We start from the raw sequence: 22,254 nt of genomic DNA, 5'->3' as shown, positions 1-22,254 counted from the left end.
GGTTACGGAACGCTCGGCGCGGGCCGCTTGTACATACGGGTCGCCGTGATCTCCGTGTGGGACGCCTCTCCCGCGGGGGTCTCCTTCGGGAGACCCGGGCGGAGGTGTTCCTCCACGCTGATGTACTTCAGGCCCGCCCGCAGGTCGGCGTCGTTGCGCAGGCGGATGACCAGCGGGAACTCCGCCAGCGCCGTGGTGTCGAACAGGCCGGTGGTGTAGAGGAGCTGCACGCCCAGCGCGTCGGAGACGGCCCGCTGCAGCTCCAGCAGGTACGTGGCGTTGGCGCGCCCGATGGGGTTGTCCAGGAACAGCGTGCCGGCGTGGCGGTGCTTGTCCCGCCCCCGGTCGTTCGAGCGCAGGGCCGCCATCGTGCAGTACAGCGCGATCGCGGCGGTGAGCAGCTGGCCGCCGGAGAACACGTCGCCCATCTGCCCGACGGGGACACGCTCGGCGCGCAGTACGGCGTCGGGCTTGAGGATCTCGACCGCGACGCCCTTCGGCTGAAGGGCCGCTGCGACGCCTCGCAGCAGCAGGGACATCCCGTCGCGGCGCAGGTCGGAGTTCTTCTTGACCGCCGCCCTGGTCGCCTCGTCGACGACCTCGCCGAGCCGCTCGGCGAGTGTGGCCTGGTCGGGCTCCTCGAAGCGGATCCGGAGGAACTCCTGGCCGGACCACTCCCCCAGTCCCTCGGGGAGACGGGACAGCCGCTGGGCCGACCGCAGGGTGGCGAGGGAGGACTCGACCAGCCCACGCAGCCGGTCCACGATCGAGTCGCGGTTGCGCTCCAGCTGCTCCAACTCGTCGGTGAGGACCCGAAGCCGGGGCGCGAAGGCGTCCGCCCACTTCTGCGCGTGCTCGGGCAGCGCGGACGCGGGCAGCTCCCGGATCTGCTGACGCGCGGGGGTGCGCACCTGTTCGTAGCGCGTCGAGTTGGCATGCCGTACGAGGATGTCGCCGGCCTCGCGCACGGCCGACTCGGCGGCGGAGAGGTCGGCCGCGCAGCCCCGCAGCGAGCGGCGCGTGTCGGCGGCGGACTGCCTGGCCTCCTCGATCGTGCCGGGGTGGGGCTCGGTGTCCTCCTGCTCGTCGTCCGAGTGCTCCCTGAGGAGGTCCCGGAGCAGGGCGGCCGTCTCGTCGAAGCCGCCTGCCGCGTCCTCGGCGGCACGGTGGGCGTCCAGCAGCTCGGTGTGCGCCGCGCGTGCCTGGCCCAACGCCTCGGTGCGGGAGGCCAGTTCGCCGGTGGCGGTACGCAGCAGGCTCTGTGCGTGCTCGGCGTCGCGCGGAATCAGGTCGTCGGGCAGTTCGGTGTGCGCCTCGGCGTCCTCGGGCGCGTGCCGCTCGGCCTCGCCCCGCAGCCGGCCCAGGTGTTCGCTCGCGGTCGACATCCGCGTCTCGAGGAGCTGGACCAGTTCCTCGGCGCGGGCCACGGCCGCCTGCCGGGACGGGCCGTCGGAACCGTCGGTGGACTCCAGGAGCTGGGCCGCACGCGTGCGGACCTTGTTGGTCAGCCGGTTCAGCTCCGTGAGCGCCGTGCTCTCGTCGCTCTCGGCCCGGGCCTGCTCGGCGCGCAGGTCGGCGCCGACCCCGACCTTCTCGTACAGCTGGGAGGCGGCCCGGTAGGCCTCGCGCAGGGCCGGCAGCGACGACCTCGCGGTGCCCGGGTCCGCTTCCGGTACGTCGTCGGGGGCGCCCGCGATCTCCGCGCGCTCGGCGCGCAGCGCACGGGCCGTGCGGCGGGCGTCGTCGGCGGCCCGCTGGGCGCCACGCCGGTCCTCGTCGGCGGCGCGGGCGCGCTCCAGACAGGACTGGGCGCGGGCCTCCGACTCGGCCGCGTCGTCGGCGAGTTCCCGCAGTTTGACCTGCCAGCCGGCGCGTTCGCGCAGCCGGAAGGCGAGTCCTGCGAGTGCGTCCGCGGCGCGTCGGGCCCGCTGTGCGGCTTCCTGTCGCTCGTCCCGCACGAGGGCCGCCTCGGCCGCCGCCTCGTCGGCCTCGGTCCGGAGGGTACGCGCCTCGGCGAGCTCGGCCTCGGCCTCCTCGGCGAACGTGCGCGCGTCATGGGCCGCCGTGGCGAGCTCGGCGAGCCGTCCCGCCGGGCAGCCCGTCCGCCAGGAGGCGAGCCGCGCGGACAGCTCCCTGTCCTTGGCGAGCCGGGCCGCCGATTCGCGGATCTCGTCGTCCCGCCCGGCCGCGCGCGTGCGCAGCGCCTGCCGCTCCTCGTCGGCGGCGTGCTCGTCGTGCATGGCCGGGTTCGGCGGGACGAGGAAGACGTCGCCCGCGCCGGGGGCCGGGGTCGGGGCGAGCAGAGCGGCGGCCGTACCCACGGCGACGGCGGAGCGCGGGAGCAGCGCGGCGTCGGTGAGGGCCTCCCGGGCCCGCGCGTGCGTGGCCGGGTCCGTGATGATCACGCCGTCGACCAGCTCGGGCCGCGCGGCCAGCACGCGGGCGTGGTCGACGGGATCGACGGCCTGCGCGAGGTAGCGCCAGCCGGGGAGGGCGGGGATGCCGTGCTCGCCCAGGTACTCCACGGTGGCCAGGACGTCGGGGCCGGGCGGCAGCAGTCCGCCGTCGCCGAGGGCGCCGAGGATCCGGGCGTCGTCGGCCGCTGCGGTCCGCAGTTCGAAGAGCTGCCGCTCGGCGGAGGCGACCGTGTCGTCGAGGAGCCGGCGGAGCTCGTCGGCGTAGCGGTCCAGCTCCGTGGCGGTGAGGGGACCGTCGGCCGCGGAGTCGTCCGGGCCTCCTGCCGGGGCGCCGGTGCTGCCGGAACCGTCCTGCGTGGCGGAGTGCCGGGGCTGCGGCAACGCGGGACGCCCGGCACTCCCCGAAGCGCCGACGGCCCCGGGCAGGCTCAGAAGCTCGGCCAGCCGCTCCTCCTCCGCCAGCGCCTGCGCGGTGCGCCGCTCCGCGTCGTACGCGCGCTCGGCCGCCGTGGCGGCATCGGCGGCGCGGGCCGCGGTGAGTTCGGCGCGGGACTCGGCCGACGCGGCTTCACGGGCCTGGTCCGTGGTGCGGCGGGACGTCTCGCGGGCCGTGTCCCACGCGGCGACGGCGGTCTTCTCGGCATCGCTGGCCGCGAGCGCGGCGCGGGCCGGATCGGCGTCCGGGGCGGTGTCGTCGAGCCAGCCGGCGCGCACCGCCTCGGCGGTCTCCTGCTCGACCTCGCCGAGGCGCTGGCGCAGGTGCCCGACTTCGCTGCGGGCACGCTGCGCCTCGGTGGCGGCCGACGTCGAGTCCCGGTGGGCGGCCTCACCGACCTCCTGCAGCGCGGCGGACCGCTCCTCCTCCTCGTTGGCGACCGACTCGGCCCCTTCGGCGGCCGCGTGCAGGGCCCGTACGAGATCGGCGGCGGCCCGGGCACGTGCGGCGAGGGCGGGCGCGGCGTCCCGCTCGGCCTCCAGGATCGCGGCTGCCACACGTGCGGAACGGTCGGCGGCGGCGCGGTGCCGCAGGACGGCTTCGGCCGCCTGCCAGGCGGAGTGCAGGGTGCGCGCCTCGGCGAGCTCCCGCTTCTGCGCGGCCGCTCCCTTCTCGGCCCCGGCGAGCGCCAACGAGGCGTGCCGGTAGGCCAGTTCGGCGGCGATCAGCGCGCTGCGCTCCCGGGAACCCTCGGCCTCGGTGACCCGGTGGGCGGCGGTGGTGACCTGCTGGGCGAGGTCGCCGGTACGTCCCCGCTCCAGCACGGCGCGTGCGGAGAGCCGCCGGGCCAGTGTGCGCGTACGCCGCTCGGCGGCCGCGTGGACCTCGCGGGCCCGGGAGCGGGCCCCGGCCGCCTCGACGATCCGTCCGAGGAGGTCGGCGGATCCGGCGGTGAACTCCCGTTCGGCGATGAGCTCGGCCCGTCGTCCCAGTTTGTTGCCGAAGCCGCCCACCAGGTCGGCGAGGCCGTCGGTGTCCCGGGTGTCGGTGACCGCGCGCAGCAGCAGGTCGGTGAAGTCGGAGTCCTTCTTGACGGCGAAGAGGCCGGCGGCCTCGCCCTCGTCGGCGTTCATCTCGCGCTGGTAGCGGAAGAGTTCGGGGTCGAGGCCCAGGTCGCCGAGGTGTTCGATCCAGCGGTCGTGGATCTCCTCCCAGTGCACTTCGAGGTGCGGGTACGCCTTGCCCGCCTCGGTGAGCGCGTCCCGGAAGCCCTTCATGGTGCGCCGCCGCCCCTGCGCGCCCGAGGCGCCCTCGACGGACGGCCGCACGGAGGTCGCCTCGGCGACCGGCAGGTTGTCCAGGCTCAGCCCGGGGCCGGGCCGGAAGGAGTACCAGGCCTCGGCGAACTTCCGCGGGTCGTTGGAGACCTGGCGCCCCCGCCACTCGCTGACCTTGCCGACCACGACGCACGCGCCGGTCAGCGTGTGCTGCCACTCCAGCGCCACGTGCCCGCAGTCGTCCGCGAGCAGGAACTTCCGCAGCACACCCGAGCTGGCACCGCCCAGGGTGTTGCGGTGGCCGGGCAGCATCACCGAGAAGATCAGCTTGAGCAGGACGGACTTGCCGCCGCCGTTCTCCAGGAAGAGCACACCGGCGGGGGCGGGGCGACGCGGCGGCCCGACGGGCTCCTCCTCGAAGAACTCCGCCTGCGTGGGAGCGGGGTCGGGCACGAGCCCGCCGACACCCCGAAGGTCCAGCACGGTGTCGGCGTAGCGCGCACCGGCAGGCCCGATGGAGTAGAGGCGGACCCGGGACAGCTCGTACATGGCGGCGGACTCTCGTAGTCGTATGGGGAGTTGAGGCGGTTGGTGGTGCGGTCGGCTGGTCGGTTACGAGTGGAACGGCAGCCCGGCGTCGGCGGCCAGCTCCAGGTCGTCGGTGTCCTCTGCGGGCAACAGGGTGGCGGTGCCGTCGGTCACGGGCACGACGCCCAGCTCCAGCAGCTCGGCGAGGGCGGCGCTGCCCGCCATGTCCCGCACCTGGAGCTGATAACGAGCGGTCGTCCGGTAGGTCCCCCCGGCATCGTCACCGGTGCGCTGCAGGAAGCCGGAGTCGGTGAGGAAGGCGACCGCCTTGCCGATGATGCCGGTGGTCGAACCGGCCAGTCTGCGCGCGTCCTTGGTGGCGCCGGCGGAGCTGCGCCGCGCCCAGATGCGCCAGGCGGACTCGAGTCCGGGCGCGTCCGTCGCCGGGTCGGTGTTCTCCCCCTGCTCCTCGGCCCGCTCCTCCAGGCGGCGGCAGGCCTGTCGTACGAACGCGTCGACGCCGTTGACCGACACCCGCCCGATGTACCCGTCGTCCGCGAGGTCCTCCGGCCTCGGGAAGGCCATGGCGGCGACCGCGAGATGTGCGAGCCCGTGCAGGAAGCGGTCGCTCGAGTCGGCGGACGCCCGCCGCGCGTAGTCGCCCATGCGTACGGCGAACACCGAGTCCTCGGCGGCGGTCACCGCCATTCCGGCCCTCGGGGACACTTCCAGCACGACGAGCCCGAGCCCGGTGGCCACGGCGTCGGCGAGCCGGGCGAAGGCCGGGTCCTCGCGGTAGCGCCGCAGCAGCTCGGCGTACTCCTGGTCCCGCGCGGGCTGCACCTTGGGCTGCAGCCCGAAGGCCACGAGCCGCGCGGCATCGGCGGTGTCGGCGGGAGTGACGGAGGCGGCCGCGGACGGCGCGGCGGCCGCCTCCGGCTCACTCCACTCGACGTGCTCGGTCACGACTGCTGCAACTCCTTCGGCTGGACGGCGGGACGGGGGACGAGCGCCCTCGCCGGGGCTCTCCCGGGGGCGCGGGGAACTGTGCGACGAGCTGCGGACGGTCCGCGGCCGGGCGCCGGCCGGTGCGGCATCACGCCGCCTCCGTACGGCCGGCGGCCATTCCCGCGGCGTCCAGGAGAGCCATGCCGACGATGAGATCCGCTCCGCCGAACTCGGGGTCGTCCAGCTCGGTTCCGTCGTCCACGGCGAACAACAGCCGCTCCTCGCCCTGGCGGTAGGCGGTGCCGACCGGAGGGCTGGCGGCGTGCACCGCCAGCAGGGCGACCAGATACGGCAGTTCGGGGTCCCGCCGCCGGGCGTCCGCGAGCAGCCCGGAGAGCCGGCGTGGCGCGTCGGCCGGAAGGTCGAGCAACTCCATGGCGACGGCGAGCTGCTCCTCGCTGAACCGGCTGTCGTCCGGCGTGGCGATCAGGTCCGGTTCGGGCATCTCGGCGCCCAGGTGCTCCCGCTCCACCGGAGGCGTCAGCAGCAGGTCGACGAGATCCCCGACGCGGACGGACGCGGAGGTCCGAAGGCCCGTCCCGCGCGCGAAGAAGGCGTCGGTCACCCGCAGCGCCTGCTCCACGGGCAGCGGCAGTACGGGGGCGACCAGATGGCCGTAGAGGTCTATCCCGGAGGTCGTCATCGGGGTGGCGAAGGCCTGCCGGTCCTGCTCGGCGCGGAACAGCGGCCCGGCCTCCAGCAGCCGGGACTGCAGCTGCGTGTGGCGCCGGATGCAGTCCTTGACGATGTCGACCAGCTCGGCGGCCCGGCGCTTCTGCTCGGGGTCCTCCGACTCGTCCCGCGCCTTGCGGATGTTGGTGAGGATCGCGTTCTCGTGGCGGTAGCGGTCGGCCACGTGGTCGAGGGCCTCGGCGATCATGTCGGGCACGGTCTGCAGCCAGTCCACCGCCCGGACGTTGCGCCGGGTCGCGTCGAGGGCCCTGCGGAGCGTCTCGGAGTACTGCACGGTCCGGTAGCGGGCCTGCTCGGCGGCGAGTTGGGCGTCCGCGAGGCGGCCGCGGCTGATCAGTACCTCCAGCTTGACCTCGGCGGCGATCTGCGCGCTGGTGACGTCGGTGTCGAGGGCGCCCACGAGGACGTTGACCGCCTCGTCCGTCGTACGCAGGTACACGACCCCTCCGTAGCCGGGCACCTCCTCGATCAGCTTGAAGTCGTAGTCGCGGCGCACGTACGAGCCGTCGGGCGCGAACGTGCCGTACACGGCGCGGAAGCCGCGGTCGACGCTGCCGACGTTGATCAGGTTCTCCAGGACCCAGCGCGCGACGCGTTCGTGCTCGGTGACGGGCCGGCGCGGGGCCTGGGCTGCGATGCGCGGGATGAGCCTGGCCACTATCTGGTCGTGGTCGGCGCCGGTGTCGAAGTCCATGTTCAGTGTGACGAGGTCGATGGCGGCGAGGGCGACCTCGGCCATTCCGTAGACCGTGTACTCACCCGCGAGGTTCGCCTTGCGTACGTCCAGGTCGTGCAGGGGGGCGGTGCAGGCGAGCGCGCGCAGCCGCCGCGCCAGGCCCTCGTCGGCGGCCGGGCCCGGGGCGGGCCGCGGCCCCGCGCTGAGCTGGGGCGGAACGCTGTCCGTCGATGCAGGCGAAGTCACGGTGCACAGACTAGGTCCTCGGTCTGACAACGGCACAAAGCGCTCCGCCGGGGCCGCTGTGACACTTCGGGCCGTTTGTCGGGTGCGGGCGGATTGTCACTGCTCGCGCGGTTCTCGGCAGCCCGTCGGGTGCGCTCCGGCCGGAGCGTCACCGGCGAGGCACGTCCCCGCTCAGAGTTCTTCCGACACCCGTCGGCCGTAGACCTCCACGACCCTTTTGAGTGAGTCGTCGAGGTAGACCCCGAGCAGGTCCTCCGCCTCCTCGCGGTCCCCGTCCTGAAGGGCTTGCAGTATCCGGCCGTTGCGGGCGAGATACGGCTCGTGCAGGCGACGCGGGTCGTCCACCAGGTGGAAGGCGAGCCGCAGTTCGGCGAAGACGCTGCGCATCAGCTCGTCGGTGCGGGCGCTGCCGGCGAGCGCGACCAGTTCCCGGTGGAAGTGGATGTTGGCCGTGCCCAGGCCTTTCCAGTCACCTTCACGGGTCGCCCGCTGCCCGTCGGCAACCGCCCTGGCGAGATCGTCCACCGCGTACGGCGGCTCGCCGAGGCCGCGCACCACCGCGCATTCGACGAGCCTGCGGGTGCGGTAGATGTCCTCGACGTCCTCGACCGTCAGGACCCGTACGAACACACCCCGGTTGAGCTGGTGGACGAGCAGCCGTTCGTGCGTGAGCAGCCGGAACGCCTCGCGCAGCGTGTTGCGCGAGACGCCGAGCGCATTGCCGATGGTGTCCTCCGACAGGCGCGTGCCGGGCGGGAAGTAGCCCTCGGCGATCCGGCTCCTGAGGATGTCCGAGACCCGCTCGGCGGTGCTGGTGCGGCCCAGCAGCGCGCGGTCGTCCGCCAGTCCGTTCAGTTCGGCCACGCCCGAATTCAATCGCAGATACCAGAACGAAACAACATGGGTATTGAGGGATCGTTCAACGATCCTCTACCTTACTCATCAGGCGCCGGCAGCCCACCCCCGGATCCAACGGCTTCCGCACGCCGCAACTCCGTACTGGACAACGCATAACGGCACATAACGGCAAGCAAGCGTTCGCGCACGGCACGGCTCAGCCCCGAAGCACCCTCCCCCTCCTCGTCTGTGAGGTGCCCATGAGCACGCCCCCTCCACCGCAGGCCCTGCCCACCGAGACGCGCCCCGGAGCGGGTGAACCCACCGACGAGGGCGCGTTCGCCTGGCTGCGGGCCCTCGGGCCGCGCGGCCGCCGCGCCTTCGGCGGTGCGTTCGGCGGCTATGCCCTGGACTCGTACGACTACTTCACGCTGCCGCTGAGCATGGTGGCCCTGTCGGCGTACTTCGGTCTCAACAGCGGCCAGACCGGGCTGTTCACGACCGTCACGCTCGTCGTGTCCGCGATCGGCGGTGCCGGCGCGGGAGTCATCGCCGACCGGATCGGACGCGTCAAGGCGCTGATGATCACCGTCATCACGTACGCGGTCTTCACCGTGGCCTGCGGCTTCGCGCCCAACTACGAGACCCTGCTGGTCTTCCGCGCCCTGCAGGGACTCGGCTTCGGCGGCGAGTGGGCGGTCGGCGCGATCCTGGTCGCCGAGTACGCGAGCCCCAAGCACCGCGGCCGTACGCTCGGCGCGATCCAGAGTTCCTGGGCCGTGGGCTGGGGGCTCGCCGTGGTGGTCTACACGCTGGTCTTCCAGTTCCTCAGCGACGACCTCGCCTGGCGCGTGATGTTCTGGACCGGGGCGCTGCCGGCCCTGCTGGTCATCTGGGTGCGCCGCAACGTGAAGGACGCGCCGGAGGCCGCCGAGCGCCGCAAGAAGAGCCCCGAGAAGGGTTCCTTCGCCGCGATCTTCAAGCCGGGCACGGCCGCGGCACCCGGACTGCTGAAGACGACGGTCTTCGCGGTGCTGCTCTCCACGGGCGTCCAGGGCGGCTACTACACGCTGGCCACCTGGGTCCCGACCTACCTGAAGACGGACCGCGGACTGTCCGTCGTCGGCACCGGCGGCTACCTGGCGTTCCTGATCTCGGGGGCCTTCATCGGCTACCTGACCGGCGGCTATCTCACCGACAAGCTGGGCCGCAAGCGCAACATCCTGCTCTTCGCGATCCTCTCGGCGGTCTGCATCCTGGCCTACGCGAACATCCCCAGCGGCGCCAACACCCTCGTCCTCGTGCTCGGTTTCCCGCTCGGGTTCTGCATGTCGGCGATCTTCAGCGGCTTCGGCTCGTTCCTGAGCGAGCTGTACCCGACGGCCGTACGCGGCACGGGGCAGGGATTCACGTACAACACCGGCCGCGCCGTCGGCGCGGTCTTCCCCACTCTGGTCGGCTTCCTCGCCGACAGTTGGGGCGTAGGGGGCGCGCTGGTCTTCGGCGCGATCGGATACGGCCTCGCGGCACTGGCCCTGATCGGTCTGCCCGAGACCCGTGGGAAGGAACTCCTGTGAACCGCACGCAGCACCGCCCGGCCGGCCTTCTCGACGACCACGCGCACGCGTGGAGCCCGGCAGAGGCACGTTCCCTGTTCCGTACGGGCGTCTCGGGTCCCACCGCAGGCTTCGCGGGCGGCCACACCCAGGCGAACCTGATATCGGTGCCGGCCGACTGGGCGTACGACATGCTGCTGTTCTGTCAGCGCAACCCGAAGCCCTGTCCGGTGCTCGACGTCACGGACGCCGGCTCGTGGACGACCGTCCTGGCCGCCGACGCCGACCTGCGCACCGATCTGCCGCGCTACCGGGTGTGGGAGCACGGCGAATTGGTGGAGGAGCCCACGGGCGTGGTGGCGCACTGGCGGGACGACCTCGTGTCGTTCCTCATCGGGTGCAGCTTCACCTTCGAGTGGGCGCTGACCGAGGCCGGCGTGCCGATGCGTCACATCGAGCAGGGGCGCAACGTCTCCATGTACGTGACCAACCGCCGGTGCCGTCCCGCCGGGCGGCTGCACGGCCCCATGGTGGTGTCCATGCGTCCCGTACCGCCCGAGCGCCTGTCCGTGGCGATCCGGGAGACCAGCCTCCTGCCCGCGGTGCACGGCAGTCCCGTGTACTGCGGCGACCCGGGCGCTCTCGGCATCGAGGATCTCGGCCGCCCCGACTTCGGCGACCCGGTGGACGCCGAACCGGACGACATCCCGGTGTTCTGGGCCTGCGGTGTGACGCCGCAGGCCGCGGTGATGGCCTCGCGCCCGCCGTTCGCGATCACCCACGCGCCGGGCCAGATGTTCATCACCGACTCCCGCGACGAGCAGTACCGCGTCGCCTGACCCGAGGGACGAGCACTCCATGACCCCGATCGACCTCAACGCCGATCTCGGCGAGGGCTTCGGCCGCTGGCGGCTGACCGACGACGAACAGCTGCTGTCCGTCGTCACCAGCGCCAACGTGGCCTGCGGCTTCCACGCCGGGGACGCCTCCACCATGCGGCGGGTGTGCGAACTGGCGGCCGGGCGCGGCGTGCGGATCGGTGCCCAGGTCTCCTACCGGGACCTGGCGGGTTTCGGGCGGCGCGCGATGGACGTGCCGTCCGACGAGCTGGCGGCCGAGGTGGCCTACCAGATCGGCGCCCTGGAGGTGTTCGCGCGCGCGGCGGGCGCACACGTGGCGTACGTCAAACCGCACGGTGCGCTCTACAACCGCGTCGTGCACGACGAGGAGCAGGCCGGGGCCGTCGTGCAGGGCGTGCTGCTCGCCGGTGCCGCCCTCCCGGTGCTCGGGCTGCCCGGTTCCCGGGTCCTCGACGCGGCCGGCCGGGCGGGACTCCCGGTCGTCACCGAGGCGTTCGCGGACCGCGCGTACACCGAGGAGGGCACGCTCGTGCCGCGCGGCCGGGACGGTGCGGTGATCACCGAGCCCGGCGCCGTCGTGGAACGCTCGGTGAGGCTCGCGCGTTCTGGTGTCGTCACGTCCCTGTCGGGGCGCGACATCGCGGTGCGGGCCCGCTCCTTGTGCCTGCACGGCGACACGCCCGGCGCGGTGGACCTGGCCCGCCGGGTCCGCGCACGGCTGGAGGAGTCGGGTGTCCCCGTGGAGGCGTTCGTATGAGGGCACTGCCGGTCGGTGACCGTGCCCTGCTCGTCGAAGTGTCCACGGACGAGGAGGCGCAGGCCCTGCACGCCGAGCTGCTGCGCCGCCGCGCGGAGGGCTCCCTCTCCGTGCGGGAGATCGTCCCCGCCGCCCGCACGGTCCTCCTGGACGGCCTCGACGAGCCTGCCCGGCTGGCCGCGCAGCTGTCCGTGGCGCGGCTGCCGCCCGTCCCCCCGCCCGCGAAGGAGACCGTGGAGATCCCCGTGCGCTACGACGGCCCCGATCTGGCGGACGTCGCCTCGCGGTGGGGCGTGTCCCCGGACGAGGTGGCGCGGATCCACGCGTCGGCCGAGTTCCGGGTCGCCTTCTGCGGGTTCGCTCCCGGCTTCGGCTATCTCACCGGGCTGCCGGCCCGGTACGGCGTGCCCCGGCACGCGACACCCCGTACGACCGTCCCGGCGGGTTCCGTGGGACTGGCGGGCCCGTACACGGGCGTGTACCCGCGCTCCTCGCCGGGCGGCTGGCGGCTGATCGGTACGACGGACGCCGTGCTGTGGGACCACGCGCGCGTGCCGGCCGCGCTGCTGTCGCCGGGCACACCGGTCCGATTCGTCCCGGTGGACTCCTGATGACCGACCGCGCACTCGCCGTCGCACGGGCCGGGGCGCTGACCACGGTGCAGGACCGGGGGCGCCCGGGCCACGCGCACCTCGGCGTCCCGCGCTCCGGCGCGCTGGACGCGCCCGCCGCGGCGCTGGTGAACCGGCTCGTGGGCAACGCGCCCGACGCCGCGGTTCTGGAGACGACGCTCAACGGGTGCGACGTACGGCCGCGTTCGGCGGTCACCGTGGCCGTGGGAGGTGCCCCGTGCCCCGTGTCCGTGGACGGGCGTCCGGCCGCCTGGGGAGCGCCGGTGCGCGTGCCCGCCGGGGCCCTGCTCTCGGTGGGGACGGCGGTCTCCGGAGTACGCGCCTACGTGGGCGTTTCGGGCGGGGTGGCCGTCGAGCCGGTGCTCGGCAGCCGGTCGACGGACCTGCTGTCGGGGCTGGGTCCGCCGCCCCTGGTGGACGGGGCGGTGCTCCCTCTGGGGCGGCCGAGCGGACACCACGCGCGCGTGGACGTCGCGGCGCAGCCGTCTCCGCCGTCCGAGCTCGTCCTGCGGGTGGTGCTCGGGCCGCGCGACGACTGGTTCACGGCAGCCGCAGTGCGCGTCTTCACCACCCATGTCTACCGGGTGTCGTCGGCGAGCAACCGCATCGGTCTGCGTACGGAAGGGGCCGGGCTGGAGCGGGCCATCGGCGGCGAACTGCCCAGTGAGGGCATGGTCCTCGGTGCGGTGCAGGTGCCCCCGGACGGCAGGCCCGTGGTGTTCCTGGCGGACCATCCGACCACCGGGGGCTACCCGGTGATCGCGGTCGTCCACCCCGGCGACCTCCCCGCCACGGCCCAGGCCGCGCCGGGCACACCGGTGCGATTCGTGCCGGTACGCCGCAGAAGCCACTGACCACCTCGGACGAGGCGCCGAAGGAGCCGTGCGCCGTCGGCGGGGCGCGGGGAACCGCGCGGTTTCCAGGGGCCCGGACGATCGCGTGCCCGGCCCGGACGGACCCGCGACCGAACAGCGCGGCCGGGCGGCCTCACGCGGCGTCCGGCCGTTCGCCGGTCGCCGTCAGCGCGGCCAGCGCCGACGCCACCGCGTGGGACGCGCCGAGGTCGAGGCGGGCGCTGGTCCCCCGGGCCCGATGGCGGACCTCCGAGGCGGCCAGAGTGAGAAGCTGGGGCAGCAGGTCGGTGCACCGGCGGGCCACCCACCCGGTCCCTGCGGTGGCCAGCCACCGCAGGCTCGCCGCCCGGGTGGGTTCGGGAAAGTCGGGCTCGGGGGACGGCACCGGCCCTGTGGCGAGCCCCGTCCGCGCCAGCAGCGCGTGGAAGTGGAGGGCGAGCTGCCGGTGCCCCCGCTCCCCCGGGTGCAGCCGGTCCGCGCTCCACATCGCGCGGTCGGCGACCCACTCGCCCGCCGCGGCGTGCAGATGCACCGCGCCGTACCGCTCGGACAGCGCGTGCACGACCGCGTTCACGGCCCGCTGCCGCCGCGCGAGCGGCCGGGCCAGCGCTCCCGGCAGCCCCAGCATCGCCCCGGGGTCGGGCAGACAGGCGGTGAGGAGGACGGCGCCCTGGGCGGTGAGCGCCGCGTACACCTCGTCGAGCCGCGCGGCCACGGCGCGGATGTCGAAGGTGCACCGCAGGGTGTCGTTGACACCGATGACCACCGAGGCGATGTCCGGCCGCCCGGCCAGCGCCGCCGGTGTCTGGCGTTCCAGGACGTCGCGCGACTGGGCGCCGCTGACCGCGTGATTGACGAACTCCACCGGCGCGTCCGGCGGCGTGAGGCCGGCCGCGAGCAGTGCGGCCCAGCCGCGCCACTTCTCGCCCACGGGGTCGCCCACCCCTTCCGTCAGGGAATCGCCCAGGGCCGCGAACCGGAGGGGTCTCATGCGACACCCTCCCGCGCCCGCGGCACGGGGCGGACGGCCGCGGGCGGGTCGGGCCGCCCCGCGCGGACGGGCGCGTCGTGCGCGGTGAGGAACGCCTCCACGGCGGCCGGCCACCCGAAACAGGCGGCACGCGCGCGTGCCGCCTCCCGCCGCTCGTCCTCGGGCCGGTCCAGAAGCTTCCGGATCGCGACACCGAAAGCCGCTCCGGTGTCCGCGGCGGTGACTCCGGCGGAGCCGACGACCTCCGGGAGGGCGGAGGAGGCGCTGGCGACGACGGGCGTGCCACAGGCCATCGCCTCCAGGGCGGCGAGCCCGAAGGTCTCGGCGGGCCCGGGCGCCAGGCACACGTCGGCGGAGGCCTGCAGACCACCGAGAAGCGCGGGATCGGCGACATGCCCGAGGAAGGTGACCGGCAGCCGCCGCTCGCGCGCCCGCTGTTCGAGCCGGGCCCGCAGCGGCCCGTCACCGGCCACCACGAGCACCGCTCGCTCTCCGCTCCGCAGCAGCGCCTCCAGCGCGTCCAGCGCCGTGCCCGGCCGCTTCTCGACGGACAGCCTGGAACACATCACCAGCAGCGTCTCGTCCTCGCGCGCGTACCGGGCACGGAGCCCCGCGTCCCGCAGCGCGGGGTGGCGGCCCTCCAGATCGACGCCCAGGGGGGCGCGTACGACGTTGCGGGCGCCGATGCGGACGAACTCGCGCTCCGCGAACTCCGTGGTGCACACGACGCGCGCGTAGTGGTGCGCGGTACGGAGGTTGAGGGCGTCGGAGGCCCGCCGGGCCAGGCCCGGCGGCATGCCCCAGGTGCGCAGCACCCCGTCGGCGGTCTCGTGGGAGACCATCACGGCGGGCACCCGGGCCCGCCGCGCCCAGACGCCGGTCCAGCGCAGCGTCGTACGGTCGGAGACCTCCAGGCGGTCGGGCGCGAGCTCCTCCAGGAGGTCTGCCACGCGCCGCCTGTCGGTGAGGACGCGGTAGCCGCCGGTGCCCGGCAGCAGCGGGCCCGGCAGGGTGATGATCCGCCCCTGTCCGGTCTCGCGGTCCGAGGCACGCTCGCCGGGCACGACCAGCACCGGCCGGTGCCCCGCCGCCCGGTATCCGGTGCCCAGTTCACGCAGCGCGGTCCGCAGGCCCCCGGAGGCGGGGGCGACGAAGTTGGCGAGCCGGACGATGCGCAGGGACCCGTTCATGCCGCCACCACCGCCCGGCCGGCGAGCACGTCCGTGTAGTGCCCGATGAGCTGGTCCCCGACGGCGGCCCAGGTGCGGCCCTCGACGGTGCGCCGCGCCTCGGCGCCGTACGCGGCCCGCCGGGCCGGGTCGGCGGCGAGCGACCAGACGGCGTCGCGCACGGCGGCCGCGTCGCGCGGCGGGACCAGTAGTCCGGTGCGCCCGTGCGCCACCAGGTCGAGCGGACCGCCCACGGCGGGGGCGACGACGGGCACGCCGCTCGCCATCGCCTCCTGGACGGTCTGGCAGAAGGTCTCGAACGGTCCGGTGTGCGCGAAGACGTCCAGCGAGGCGAAGATCCGGGCGAGTTCGTCGCCGGTGCGGCGTCCCAGGAAGACGGCCCCGGGGAGTGCCTGGGTCAGGCTCGGACGGCTGGGCCCGTCTCCCACGACGACCACACGGACACCGTCCAGGCCGCAGACTCCGGCGAGGAGTTCGACCTGCTTCTCGGGGGCGAGCCGGCCCACGTAGCCGACGATCAGCTCGCCGTTCGGGGCGAGTTCACGGCGCAGCGCGTCGTCCCGGTGTTCCGGCCGGAACCGGACGGTGTCGACGCCGCGCGGCCACAGCCGTACGCGGGGCACACCGTGCGTCTCCAGGTCGTGCCGGGCGGCGCTGGACGGGGCGAGGGTGCGGTGGGCGGCGGTGTGGACGGAGCGGATACGGCGCCAGGCGGTGGCCTCGCCCGCGCCCATGTAGGTGCGGGCGTAGCCGGCGAGGTCGGTCTGGTAGACGGCCACGGCGGGGACGCCGAGGCGGCCGGCGGCGGCCATGCCGCGAACGCCGAGGACGAAGGGGCTGGCCAGGTGGACGATGTCGGCGCGGTGTTCGGTGATCGCGGCGGCGACGCGTCGGCTGGGGAGGGCGACGCGGACCTGGGGGTAGCCGGGGAGCGGCAGGGAGGGGATCCGGACGACGGGGCACGGGGCGAGGGCGTCGGGTCCGCTGCCCACGGCCGTGGCCGGGGCGACGACGACGGGGGCGTGACCGCGCTCGACGAGGTGTCGGGCGGTCTGGAGGGCGCAGTGGGCCACGCCGTTCACGTCGGGGGGAAAGGACTCGGTCACGATGACGACACGCATACGGCTGTTGTCGTCGCGCTGGACGTGGACGCGTCAACGTGGATCTTTCCGGCCGAGGAACGTCCCGTGAGCGTTGCGCTCCGCACGTCCCGGCATCACGGGCCGGTCACGCTCCGGCGTCCGGGCCCGTACCTGCGGGATACGGGCCGACGACGGAACGCTCACACGCGGTGTCTCGCACGCCGGTCGCACCCGGCGCTCTTCTCGGCTGTCCCGGACGCGTCACACGGCGGACGCGTCCGGTCCGATGCGGCTGCGCACCGCGGTCTGTACCTCGGCCTCCTCGGCCGGGTCGGCGGCGAGCCGCCGGAGCTGGTCGACCACTCGGGCGTCACCGGTCTCGGCGTGCCGTGCGGCCACTTCGCGGGTGAACTCCTCGCAGTCCCACAGGCACTCGACGGCGAAGCCGGCGGCGAAGGAGGGGTCGGTGGCGGCCAGCGCGCGAGCCGCCCGCCCGCGCAGATGGGACGAGGCGGTCTCGCGGTAGACGTGCCGCAGGACGGGGGCCGCGCCCGCGATCCCGAGGCGTCCGGCGCCGTCGACCAGCGTCCACAGGGTCTGCGCGTCCGGCCCTTCTCCCCGCACGGCTTCGCGCAGGGCGCCCAGGACGAGCTCACTGTCCTGCGCGCCGCCCCGGCACGCCAGGACGCGACCGGCGGCTTCTCCCAGGGCGTCGGGCCGGTGGGCCCAGCCGCGGGCCCGTTCCACCGCGGCCACGCTCCGCATCCGCTCGAAGGCGTCCACGGCGGCATCGACGACAAGGCGTGAGCCGGAGGCCTGTGCGGCCTCGACCAGATCCAGTGCGTCGGGATCGTGGCTGTCGGCGAGGTAGCGCAGGGCGGTGCACCGTGCGCCGTCGTCGCCGGTGCGGGCGGCCTCGACGATCTCGGGCCGGTCCTCGGGTCCGGCGACGGCGGTGAGACACCGCGCCGCCGGCACATGGAGCGCGGCTCCGCGCTCGATGCCCTGCTGGGCCCACTCGAAGACGGCCCGGACGCTCCATCCGGGACGGGGCCCGGGCGGTCGCATCTGTTGCTGCCACCGGTCGAAGGAACCGGCTTCCCGGGCGGCACGCACCCGTGGGCCGACGGATGTGCGGGGATCGTCGGCCCACAGCCGCCAGGGCCGGGGTTCGAAGGAGTCCCGTACGACCGCCGCCAGTTCGGCCTCGCCCTCGGGATCGGCGGGGAACCGGGCGAGCACGGGGGCCGCGAGGGCTCGCAGGCCCGCGTCGTCGTCGCGCAACGCCAGTTCGTCGAGGGCCCAGGCCCAGTTGGCGCCGCAGGCGGCGTACCGCCGCAGCATCTCGAGGGCGTCCTGCCGGCCGTACGAGGCGAGATGCCCGAGGACGGCGAGCGCGAGACCCGTGCGGGACTCGTCCGTGTCGAGGACGTCCGCCGCGTCGAACAGGTGCGCGGCGATCTCGTCGAGACCGCCGCCCAGATCGAGGTAGAGGCGGGCGTAGTAGAGGGAGCGGTTCTCCACCTGCCAGTCGTGGCGGGGGTCGCTCAGCACGCAGTGGTTGAGCGCCGCGAGCGCTTCGGCACGCGGCGCCGTGAGCGCGTGCAGCGTGCCGTCGCCGCGGCCCCTCTGAAGCAGGCCGAGCAGCGTACCGCTGGGCGCTATGACCGGATCGAACATGGGAAACAGCCTCACATCAAGCGTCGACGCAACCGGGATCCTGATTCACCTGGCCGCGTGACAACACGTCGGGGCGCCCGCCGTTTCCTGCTTGCTGTAGACCATCTTCCTCTGCCTCTCGTCGGTGGCCCGTGCGGGCCGCATCACGGTCCGCGCGGTGCGGCAACACCTGCCCAGCCATCACGTCCGTGAATCACGACGTCATGATGACCCAGCGGTTCTCGCTGCCGCGACCGCATTTCCGGCGGCCCCGTACCGCCTCCCCCAAAAATGATGTTTCGCCTGGTCAAGGCGGATGGTTCAGTGTGTACCGAACAGCTCGAGCAGTTCGATCTTGGCGAACATACGAGCCGTGTCCTCGGCGGAGGGTGTCCCCGCCGCGGGGTCCGCGCCCGCGTCCAGGAGAACGCGGATGACCGCGTCCTCACCCTTGAAGACCGCTCCGGCGAGCGGGGTCTGACCCCGGTCGTTGATGCGGTCCGCCTCGGCGCCGCGCTCGAGGAGGGCGCGGACGGCCTCGGCGTGGCCGTGATAGGCGGCGAGCATCACGAGGGAGTCGCCGCGGTCGTTGGTGAGGTTGGCCGGGACACCCGCGTCGACGTACGCGACGAGCGCCTCGGTCTGCCCCCGCCGGGCCAGATCGAAGATCTTGGTCGCCAGCTCCACGACCTCGGGGTCGGGGGCTTCACTCATCGGCGGGACCGCCTCTCACTGCGAAAACTGCGACGACGAACGGACTGCGGGAACGTACGGGCGCCAGCGGTGCGACCGTACGAGTGAATCGCCAGCGTACTGGCTCCGCGAGCACATGACCGGGCCCGGCCGAGGCAAAGATCACCACGAATCCGGCAAACCTCCGAGAGGCCGCCCCCACGGCCTTACAGGACAGGACCATAGGGATGAAATAAGCGGAATTTCACCCAGTTGCACCTTTAATCGTATGGATACATGCTGTGAGCCTGGAAGTACTCATGGTGACTGTCCCCATCGACCAGGAGAACTCTCATGATCCTGTCCATCTCAGGTGTGGTCCTGCTCGGCATCATCGTCTTCCTCTTCTTCCGGAAGGACGGCCTCAAGGCCTCGCACGCGCTGGTCTGCGCCCTCTTCGGGTTCTACCTCGCGGGTACGGCCATCGCCCCGAGCATCACGGCCGGCGGCGCGAGCCTGGCCGGCATGCTCAGCGGGATCAAGTTCTGACGCCCACCCTGTTCGCACGCACCTCCAGGAGACAGCAGTGGCCCGGCGCCCCCTCCCCCGCATTCTGAGTACCGGCAGCGCGCAGATCGCCCGCAGCCGGGACCTGGCCCGGACGGCCGCCGACAGCGCCACCGACGTCCTCCACCCACTGATCACGATCAGTCGTGGACTGCGCCGGCTGGCGGCCGCCGGACGGCGCAGGTGGGCGGACACCCCCAAGGACCGGCGCGGTCCACTGCTGTTCCTGGTGGCCTCGGTCGTCCTGGTCGTGGCCCTCATCCCCTACGGACCGCTGCTCGCCGTCATCACCCTGATGGCGGCGGCCGCGTGGCAGGGCAAGGACCGCACTCCGCCCGGACCCACCGGGCCGGACGAGGCGCAGAGCAAGCGCCTGGAGTCCCTCTACGAAGCGCTCGTGCCGTACTTCTCCGTCCCCGAGGACCCGGCCCCGCTCTACGCCCACGGCGGCGAGTGGGGCAAGGCCTTCGAGTCGTACGAGTTCGACGACACCGGGCGCGTCTCGCACCTGTCCATCCGCTACCCCGCCTACTTCACGGACGGGGAGGCGGACTCCCGGGCCCGTATCGAGCAGCTGCTGCACGCCAAGTCGGGCCGCGGCCGGGAGTACCGCTTCGCGTGGGACGAGGAGGGCAACCAGCTCACGGTCGCCGTGCTGCCGCCACTCCCCACCGACGTCGCCGCCCAGCGGTTCGTCACGGCCCCGGGAGAGACCCTCCTCGGCTTCACGGACCCGGCCGGCGTCCAGCGCACGCTTCCGCTCACGTCCGGCGAGGAGCGGCGGGACGTCCCTCCGGTGATCTGGCGCACCGGTGCCCGCTCGACCGAGCCGCACCTGCTCGCGGTCGGCGGGCCCGGCAGCGGCACGACCACTCTTCTCCGCTCGATCGCCCTGCAGGCCCTCCAGCACGGAGACGTGCTGGTCGTCGAGGGCGTCGGCACGGGCGAGTTCGCCTGCCTGACGGGGCGCGAGGGCGTCCTGGGGGTCGAGTGCGGCCTGGCGGGCGCGCTGGCCGGCCTCGAATGGGCGGCGCACGAGACGGAACGCCGTCTCATCGCCGTGAACCGCGCCCGGCAGGCGGGCCAGGCTCCACCGGAGGACACGAAGCGTCCGCTGTGGCTCCTCCTGGACCGCCCGACCGCCCTCGGCCACCTTGCGGCGGCCGACGGCCGGAGGGATCCGCAGGACCTGCTCCAGCTGCCGCTGCGCCACGGCCGCGCGGCAGGTGTGACGGTCGTGGTGGCCGAGCAGTTCGACGCACTGGAGTCGCTCGGCGACGCGGTACGGGGGCACACGCGCGCGCGTGTCGTGCTCGGTCCGGCGTCGGCGGGTCAGCTCGAAGCGGTGCTCGGGTCGCCGCCGCACACGACTCCCACGCCCGACGTGCCGCCCGGTCGCGGGTACGCCCGGCTGGGCGCGGGCCCGGTCCACCGCCTCCAGGTACCGGCGACCCCGGACCCGTACGACGAGGCGACCAGTGAGACCCACCGCCGGGCGGTGCTCGGCCTGCTGCCGGGGCTCACCGCTCCGGTGGACGCCGAGGCCGTGCCCCCGGCCGCCCCGGACCCGGTGCCGGGAAGCCCTGCGGACGCAACACCGCAGAGCCCCGTGCGCGTCACGGCGTCCGGCGCCGTGGGTGTCCCCGCGGAGGGCTGAGCTCCGGCGCCGACGCGAACCGGAGGGACCGGCCACGAGCCGGGCCGCGAGGTCTGCACCCCACGGACGACGCCCGGATCACACGCCGGCGACGTGAGGCACCGAGGCGCGGGGCGCGGCATCACGCCACGAACGTGCGCGGTGGCTCGGTTCCTCCGCTCGCGCCCTTCTCGACCAGCCGGGCCGCCGCCGCCAGCCGCGCCGCGGCCTCGTCGGCGACCGCCCCGCCGACCGTGAAGGGCAGGCGCACGTAACCCTCGAAGGCCCCGTCCACGCCGAAACGGGGCCCTGACGGCACCCGTACGCCCACGCGCTCGCCGACCTCGGCCAGCCGCGAGCCGGACAGGCCCCCGGTACGCACCCACAGGGTGAGGCCGCCGCTCGGCACGTCGAACTCCCAGCTGGGAAGCTCACGGCGCAGGGCCGCCACCAGGGCGTCCCGGTTCTCGCGGGCCTGGTCGCGCCGCACGTCCACGGCCTGCTCCCAGCCACCGGTGCTCAGCAGCCAGTTCACCGCGAGCTGCTCCAGGACGGGGGTGCCGAGGTCGGCGTAGGCGCGCGCCGCGACCAGGCTGCGGATCACGTCGGGCGCGGCGCGGACCCAGCCGATCCGCATGCCGGCCCAGAAGGCCTTGCTGGCCGACCCGACCGTGACGACCGTCGACCCGGCCGGGTCGAATCCGCAGACGGGGCGCGGCAGTGCGAGCCCTTCGTCGAGATGCAGTTCGCTCATGGTCTCGTCGACGACCAGCACGGTGCCGGCCGACCGCGCGGCGTCGACGAGCCGGCGCCGCTGGTCCTCGTCGGCGAGCGCACCGGTCGGGTTGTGGAAGTCGGCGACGACGTAGGCGAGGCGGGGCGCCGCGTCACGCAGCACCTGCCGCCAGCGGTCCATGTCCCAGCCCGCGAGCCCCTCGGCCATGGCGACGGGCACCAGACGGGCACCGGCCTCGCGCATCAGCTGAAGGATGTTGGCGTACGAGGGCGACTCGACCGCGATGCGCTCCCCTCGCCCGGAGAAGAGGTGACAGATGGCGTCGATGGCACCCATGGCTCCGGTGGTCACCATGATCTGCTCGGGCATGGTCGGGATGCCGCGCGCGGTGTACCGCTCGGCGAGCGTCTCGCGCAGCGCGGGCAGCCCGGCCGGGTAGTCGCCGTGCGTGTGGGCGTACGGCGGCAGTTCCTCCAGCGCGCCCTGGACGGCCCGGGTGAGCCAGGGTTCGGGTGCGGGCAGGGCCGCGCAGCCGAGGTCGATCATGGAACCGAGGGCCTCGGGCGGCAGGGGTTCGAGGCCGCGGGCGGGCAGCGGGTTCCCGGCCGGTACGGCGGTCCAGCTGCCGGCTCCCCTGCGGGACTCCAGGAACCCTTCGGCGCGCAGCGCTTCGTAGGCGGCGGCCACCGTCGTGCGGCTCACGGAAAGGGAGAGGGCCAGTTCGCGCTCGGCGGGCAGTCGCGCGGCCACGGGCACCCGGCCTTCGAGGACGAGCAGCCGGACGCCGTCGGCGAGGGCACGATAGGCCGGCGGACGACGCGCGCCGGGGCCCGCCGGGCGCTCCTGCTGGGAGTTGAGCAGCCGGGCGAGCTGAGCGGCTCCCACCGCCGAAGTCCACTGCGCCATGATTTCAGTCCACCTTCCCCGAATTGGCCATGGAAGAG

17 protein-coding genes are annotated in these 22,254 nt (G+C 74.0%); 7 read left to right on the top strand and 10 right to left on the bottom strand.

What is annotated here, in order from left to right; translation table 11 throughout:
* Nucleotides 1-2: 2 nt before the first annotated feature.
* From O1Q96_RS14960 to O1Q96_RS14945, 4 genes are all read right to left on the bottom strand, one after another.
* Complete coding sequence (locus tag O1Q96_RS14960; RefSeq protein WP_269248630.1) at nt 3-4,679, bottom strand: hypothetical protein; 4,677 nt, start codon at nt 4,677-4,679, stop codon at nt 3-5.
* 63 nt (nt 4,680-4,742) lie between these two features.
* Entirely contained in the window at nt 4,743-5,624 is an 882-nt protein-coding gene (locus O1Q96_RS14955) for a hypothetical protein (protein ID WP_269248629.1), read from the bottom strand.
* Between the two features lie 130 nt (nt 5,625-5,754).
* Nucleotides 5,755-7,281 carry a hypothetical protein gene (locus O1Q96_RS14950; RefSeq protein WP_269248628.1) on the bottom strand — a complete coding sequence of 509 codons (1,527 nt, stop codon included), beginning with the start codon at nt 7,279-7,281 and terminating at the stop codon, nt 5,755-5,757.
* Between the two features lie 171 nt (nt 7,282-7,452).
* Complete coding sequence (locus O1Q96_RS14945; protein ID WP_269248627.1) at nt 7,453-8,145, bottom strand: GntR family transcriptional regulator; 693 nt, start codon at nt 8,143-8,145, stop codon at nt 7,453-7,455.
* A 233-nt stretch (nt 8,146-8,378) separates the two neighbouring features.
* Here O1Q96_RS14945 and O1Q96_RS14940 point away from each other — a divergent pair, with 233 nt between their 5' ends.
* Genes O1Q96_RS14940 through O1Q96_RS14920 form a run of 5 tightly spaced genes read left to right on the top strand, consistent with a single transcriptional unit; the run spans nt 8,379 to nt 12,777 of the window.
* Nucleotides 8,379-9,695, top strand: coding sequence for an MFS transporter (locus O1Q96_RS14940; protein ID WP_269248626.1), 1,317 nt, complete (start codon nt 8,379-8,381; stop codon nt 9,693-9,695).
* Nucleotides 9,692-10,513 (top strand): putative hydro-lyase, encoded by an 822-nt coding sequence (locus O1Q96_RS14935; protein WP_269248625.1) that lies wholly within the window; start codon nt 9,692-9,694, stop codon nt 10,511-10,513. The genes O1Q96_RS14940 and O1Q96_RS14935 overlap by 4 nt, the downstream gene beginning before the upstream one ends.
* A 19-nt stretch (nt 10,514-10,532) precedes the next feature.
* A complete protein-coding gene (locus O1Q96_RS14930) occupies nt 10,533-11,291 on the top strand; it encodes a LamB/YcsF family protein (RefSeq protein ID WP_269248624.1) in 759 nt (252 codons plus the stop codon).
* Nucleotides 11,288-11,902: a 5-oxoprolinase subunit B family protein gene (locus O1Q96_RS14925; RefSeq protein ID WP_269248623.1), complete on the top strand. Its 615-nt coding sequence runs from the start codon at nt 11,288-11,290 to the stop codon at nt 11,900-11,902. The genes O1Q96_RS14930 and O1Q96_RS14925 overlap by 4 nt, the downstream gene beginning before the upstream one ends.
* Nucleotides 11,902-12,777 carry a 5-oxoprolinase subunit C family protein gene (locus O1Q96_RS14920; RefSeq protein ID WP_269248622.1) on the top strand — a complete coding sequence of 292 codons (876 nt, stop codon included), beginning with the start codon at nt 11,902-11,904 and terminating at the stop codon, nt 12,775-12,777. Before O1Q96_RS14925 ends, O1Q96_RS14920 begins: the two co-directional genes overlap by 1 nt.
* A 133-nt stretch (nt 12,778-12,910) precedes the next feature.
* On the opposite strand, the gene O1Q96_RS14915 is transcribed toward O1Q96_RS14920, so the two are convergent.
* The 5 genes from O1Q96_RS14915 to O1Q96_RS14895 all read right to left on the bottom strand — a co-directional run bounded on the left by O1Q96_RS14915 (nt 12,911) and on the right by O1Q96_RS14895 (nt 18,413).
* Nucleotides 12,911-13,768, bottom strand: coding sequence for an SGNH/GDSL hydrolase family protein (locus O1Q96_RS14915; RefSeq protein WP_269248621.1), 858 nt, complete (start codon nt 13,766-13,768; stop codon nt 12,911-12,913).
* Nucleotides 13,765-14,958: a glycosyltransferase gene (locus O1Q96_RS14910; protein ID WP_269248620.1), complete on the bottom strand. Its 1,194-nt coding sequence runs from the start codon at nt 14,956-14,958 to the stop codon at nt 13,765-13,767. The genes O1Q96_RS14915 and O1Q96_RS14910 overlap by 4 nt, the downstream gene beginning before the upstream one ends.
* On the bottom strand, nt 14,955-16,079 hold the full coding sequence (locus O1Q96_RS14905) for a glycosyltransferase family 4 protein (RefSeq protein ID WP_269248619.1): 1,125 nt from the start codon (nt 16,077-16,079) through the stop codon (nt 14,955-14,957). The genes O1Q96_RS14910 and O1Q96_RS14905 overlap by 4 nt, the downstream gene beginning before the upstream one ends.
* Nucleotides 16,080-16,301: 222 nt before the next feature.
* Nucleotides 16,302-17,720, bottom strand: coding sequence for a HEAT repeat domain-containing protein (locus tag O1Q96_RS14900; protein WP_269248618.1), 1,419 nt, complete (start codon nt 17,718-17,720; stop codon nt 16,302-16,304).
* 300 nt (nt 17,721-18,020) lie between these two features.
* Nucleotides 18,021-18,413, bottom strand: coding sequence for an ankyrin repeat domain-containing protein (locus tag O1Q96_RS14895; RefSeq protein WP_269248617.1), 393 nt, complete (start codon nt 18,411-18,413; stop codon nt 18,021-18,023).
* 312 nt (nt 18,414-18,725) lie between these two features.
* Here O1Q96_RS14895 and O1Q96_RS14890 point away from each other — a divergent pair, with 312 nt between their 5' ends.
* Both O1Q96_RS14890 and O1Q96_RS14885 read left to right on the top strand, forming a co-directional pair.
* A complete protein-coding gene (locus tag O1Q96_RS14890) occupies nt 18,726-18,920 on the top strand; it encodes a hypothetical protein (RefSeq protein WP_217456975.1) in 195 nt (64 codons plus the stop codon).
* A gap of 37 nt (nt 18,921-18,957) precedes the next feature.
* Nucleotides 18,958-20,595 carry an ATP-binding protein gene (locus O1Q96_RS14885; RefSeq protein WP_269248616.1) on the top strand — a complete coding sequence of 546 codons (1,638 nt, stop codon included), beginning with the start codon at nt 18,958-18,960 and terminating at the stop codon, nt 20,593-20,595.
* A gap of 121 nt (nt 20,596-20,716) precedes the next feature.
* Here O1Q96_RS14885 and O1Q96_RS14880 read toward each other — a convergent pair whose 3' ends face one another.
* Complete coding sequence (locus tag O1Q96_RS14880) at nt 20,717-22,216, bottom strand: SCO1417 family PLP biosynthesis transcription factor (protein ID WP_269248615.1); 1,500 nt, start codon at nt 22,214-22,216, stop codon at nt 20,717-20,719.
* Between the last annotated feature and the right edge of the window lie 38 nt (nt 22,217-22,254).

Source organism: Streptomyces aurantiacus (assembly GCF_027107535.1).
Classification (GTDB): domain Bacteria; phylum Actinomycetota; class Actinomycetes; order Streptomycetales; family Streptomycetaceae; genus Streptomyces.
This window is presented reverse-complemented; position numbering and strand designations above follow the sequence as displayed.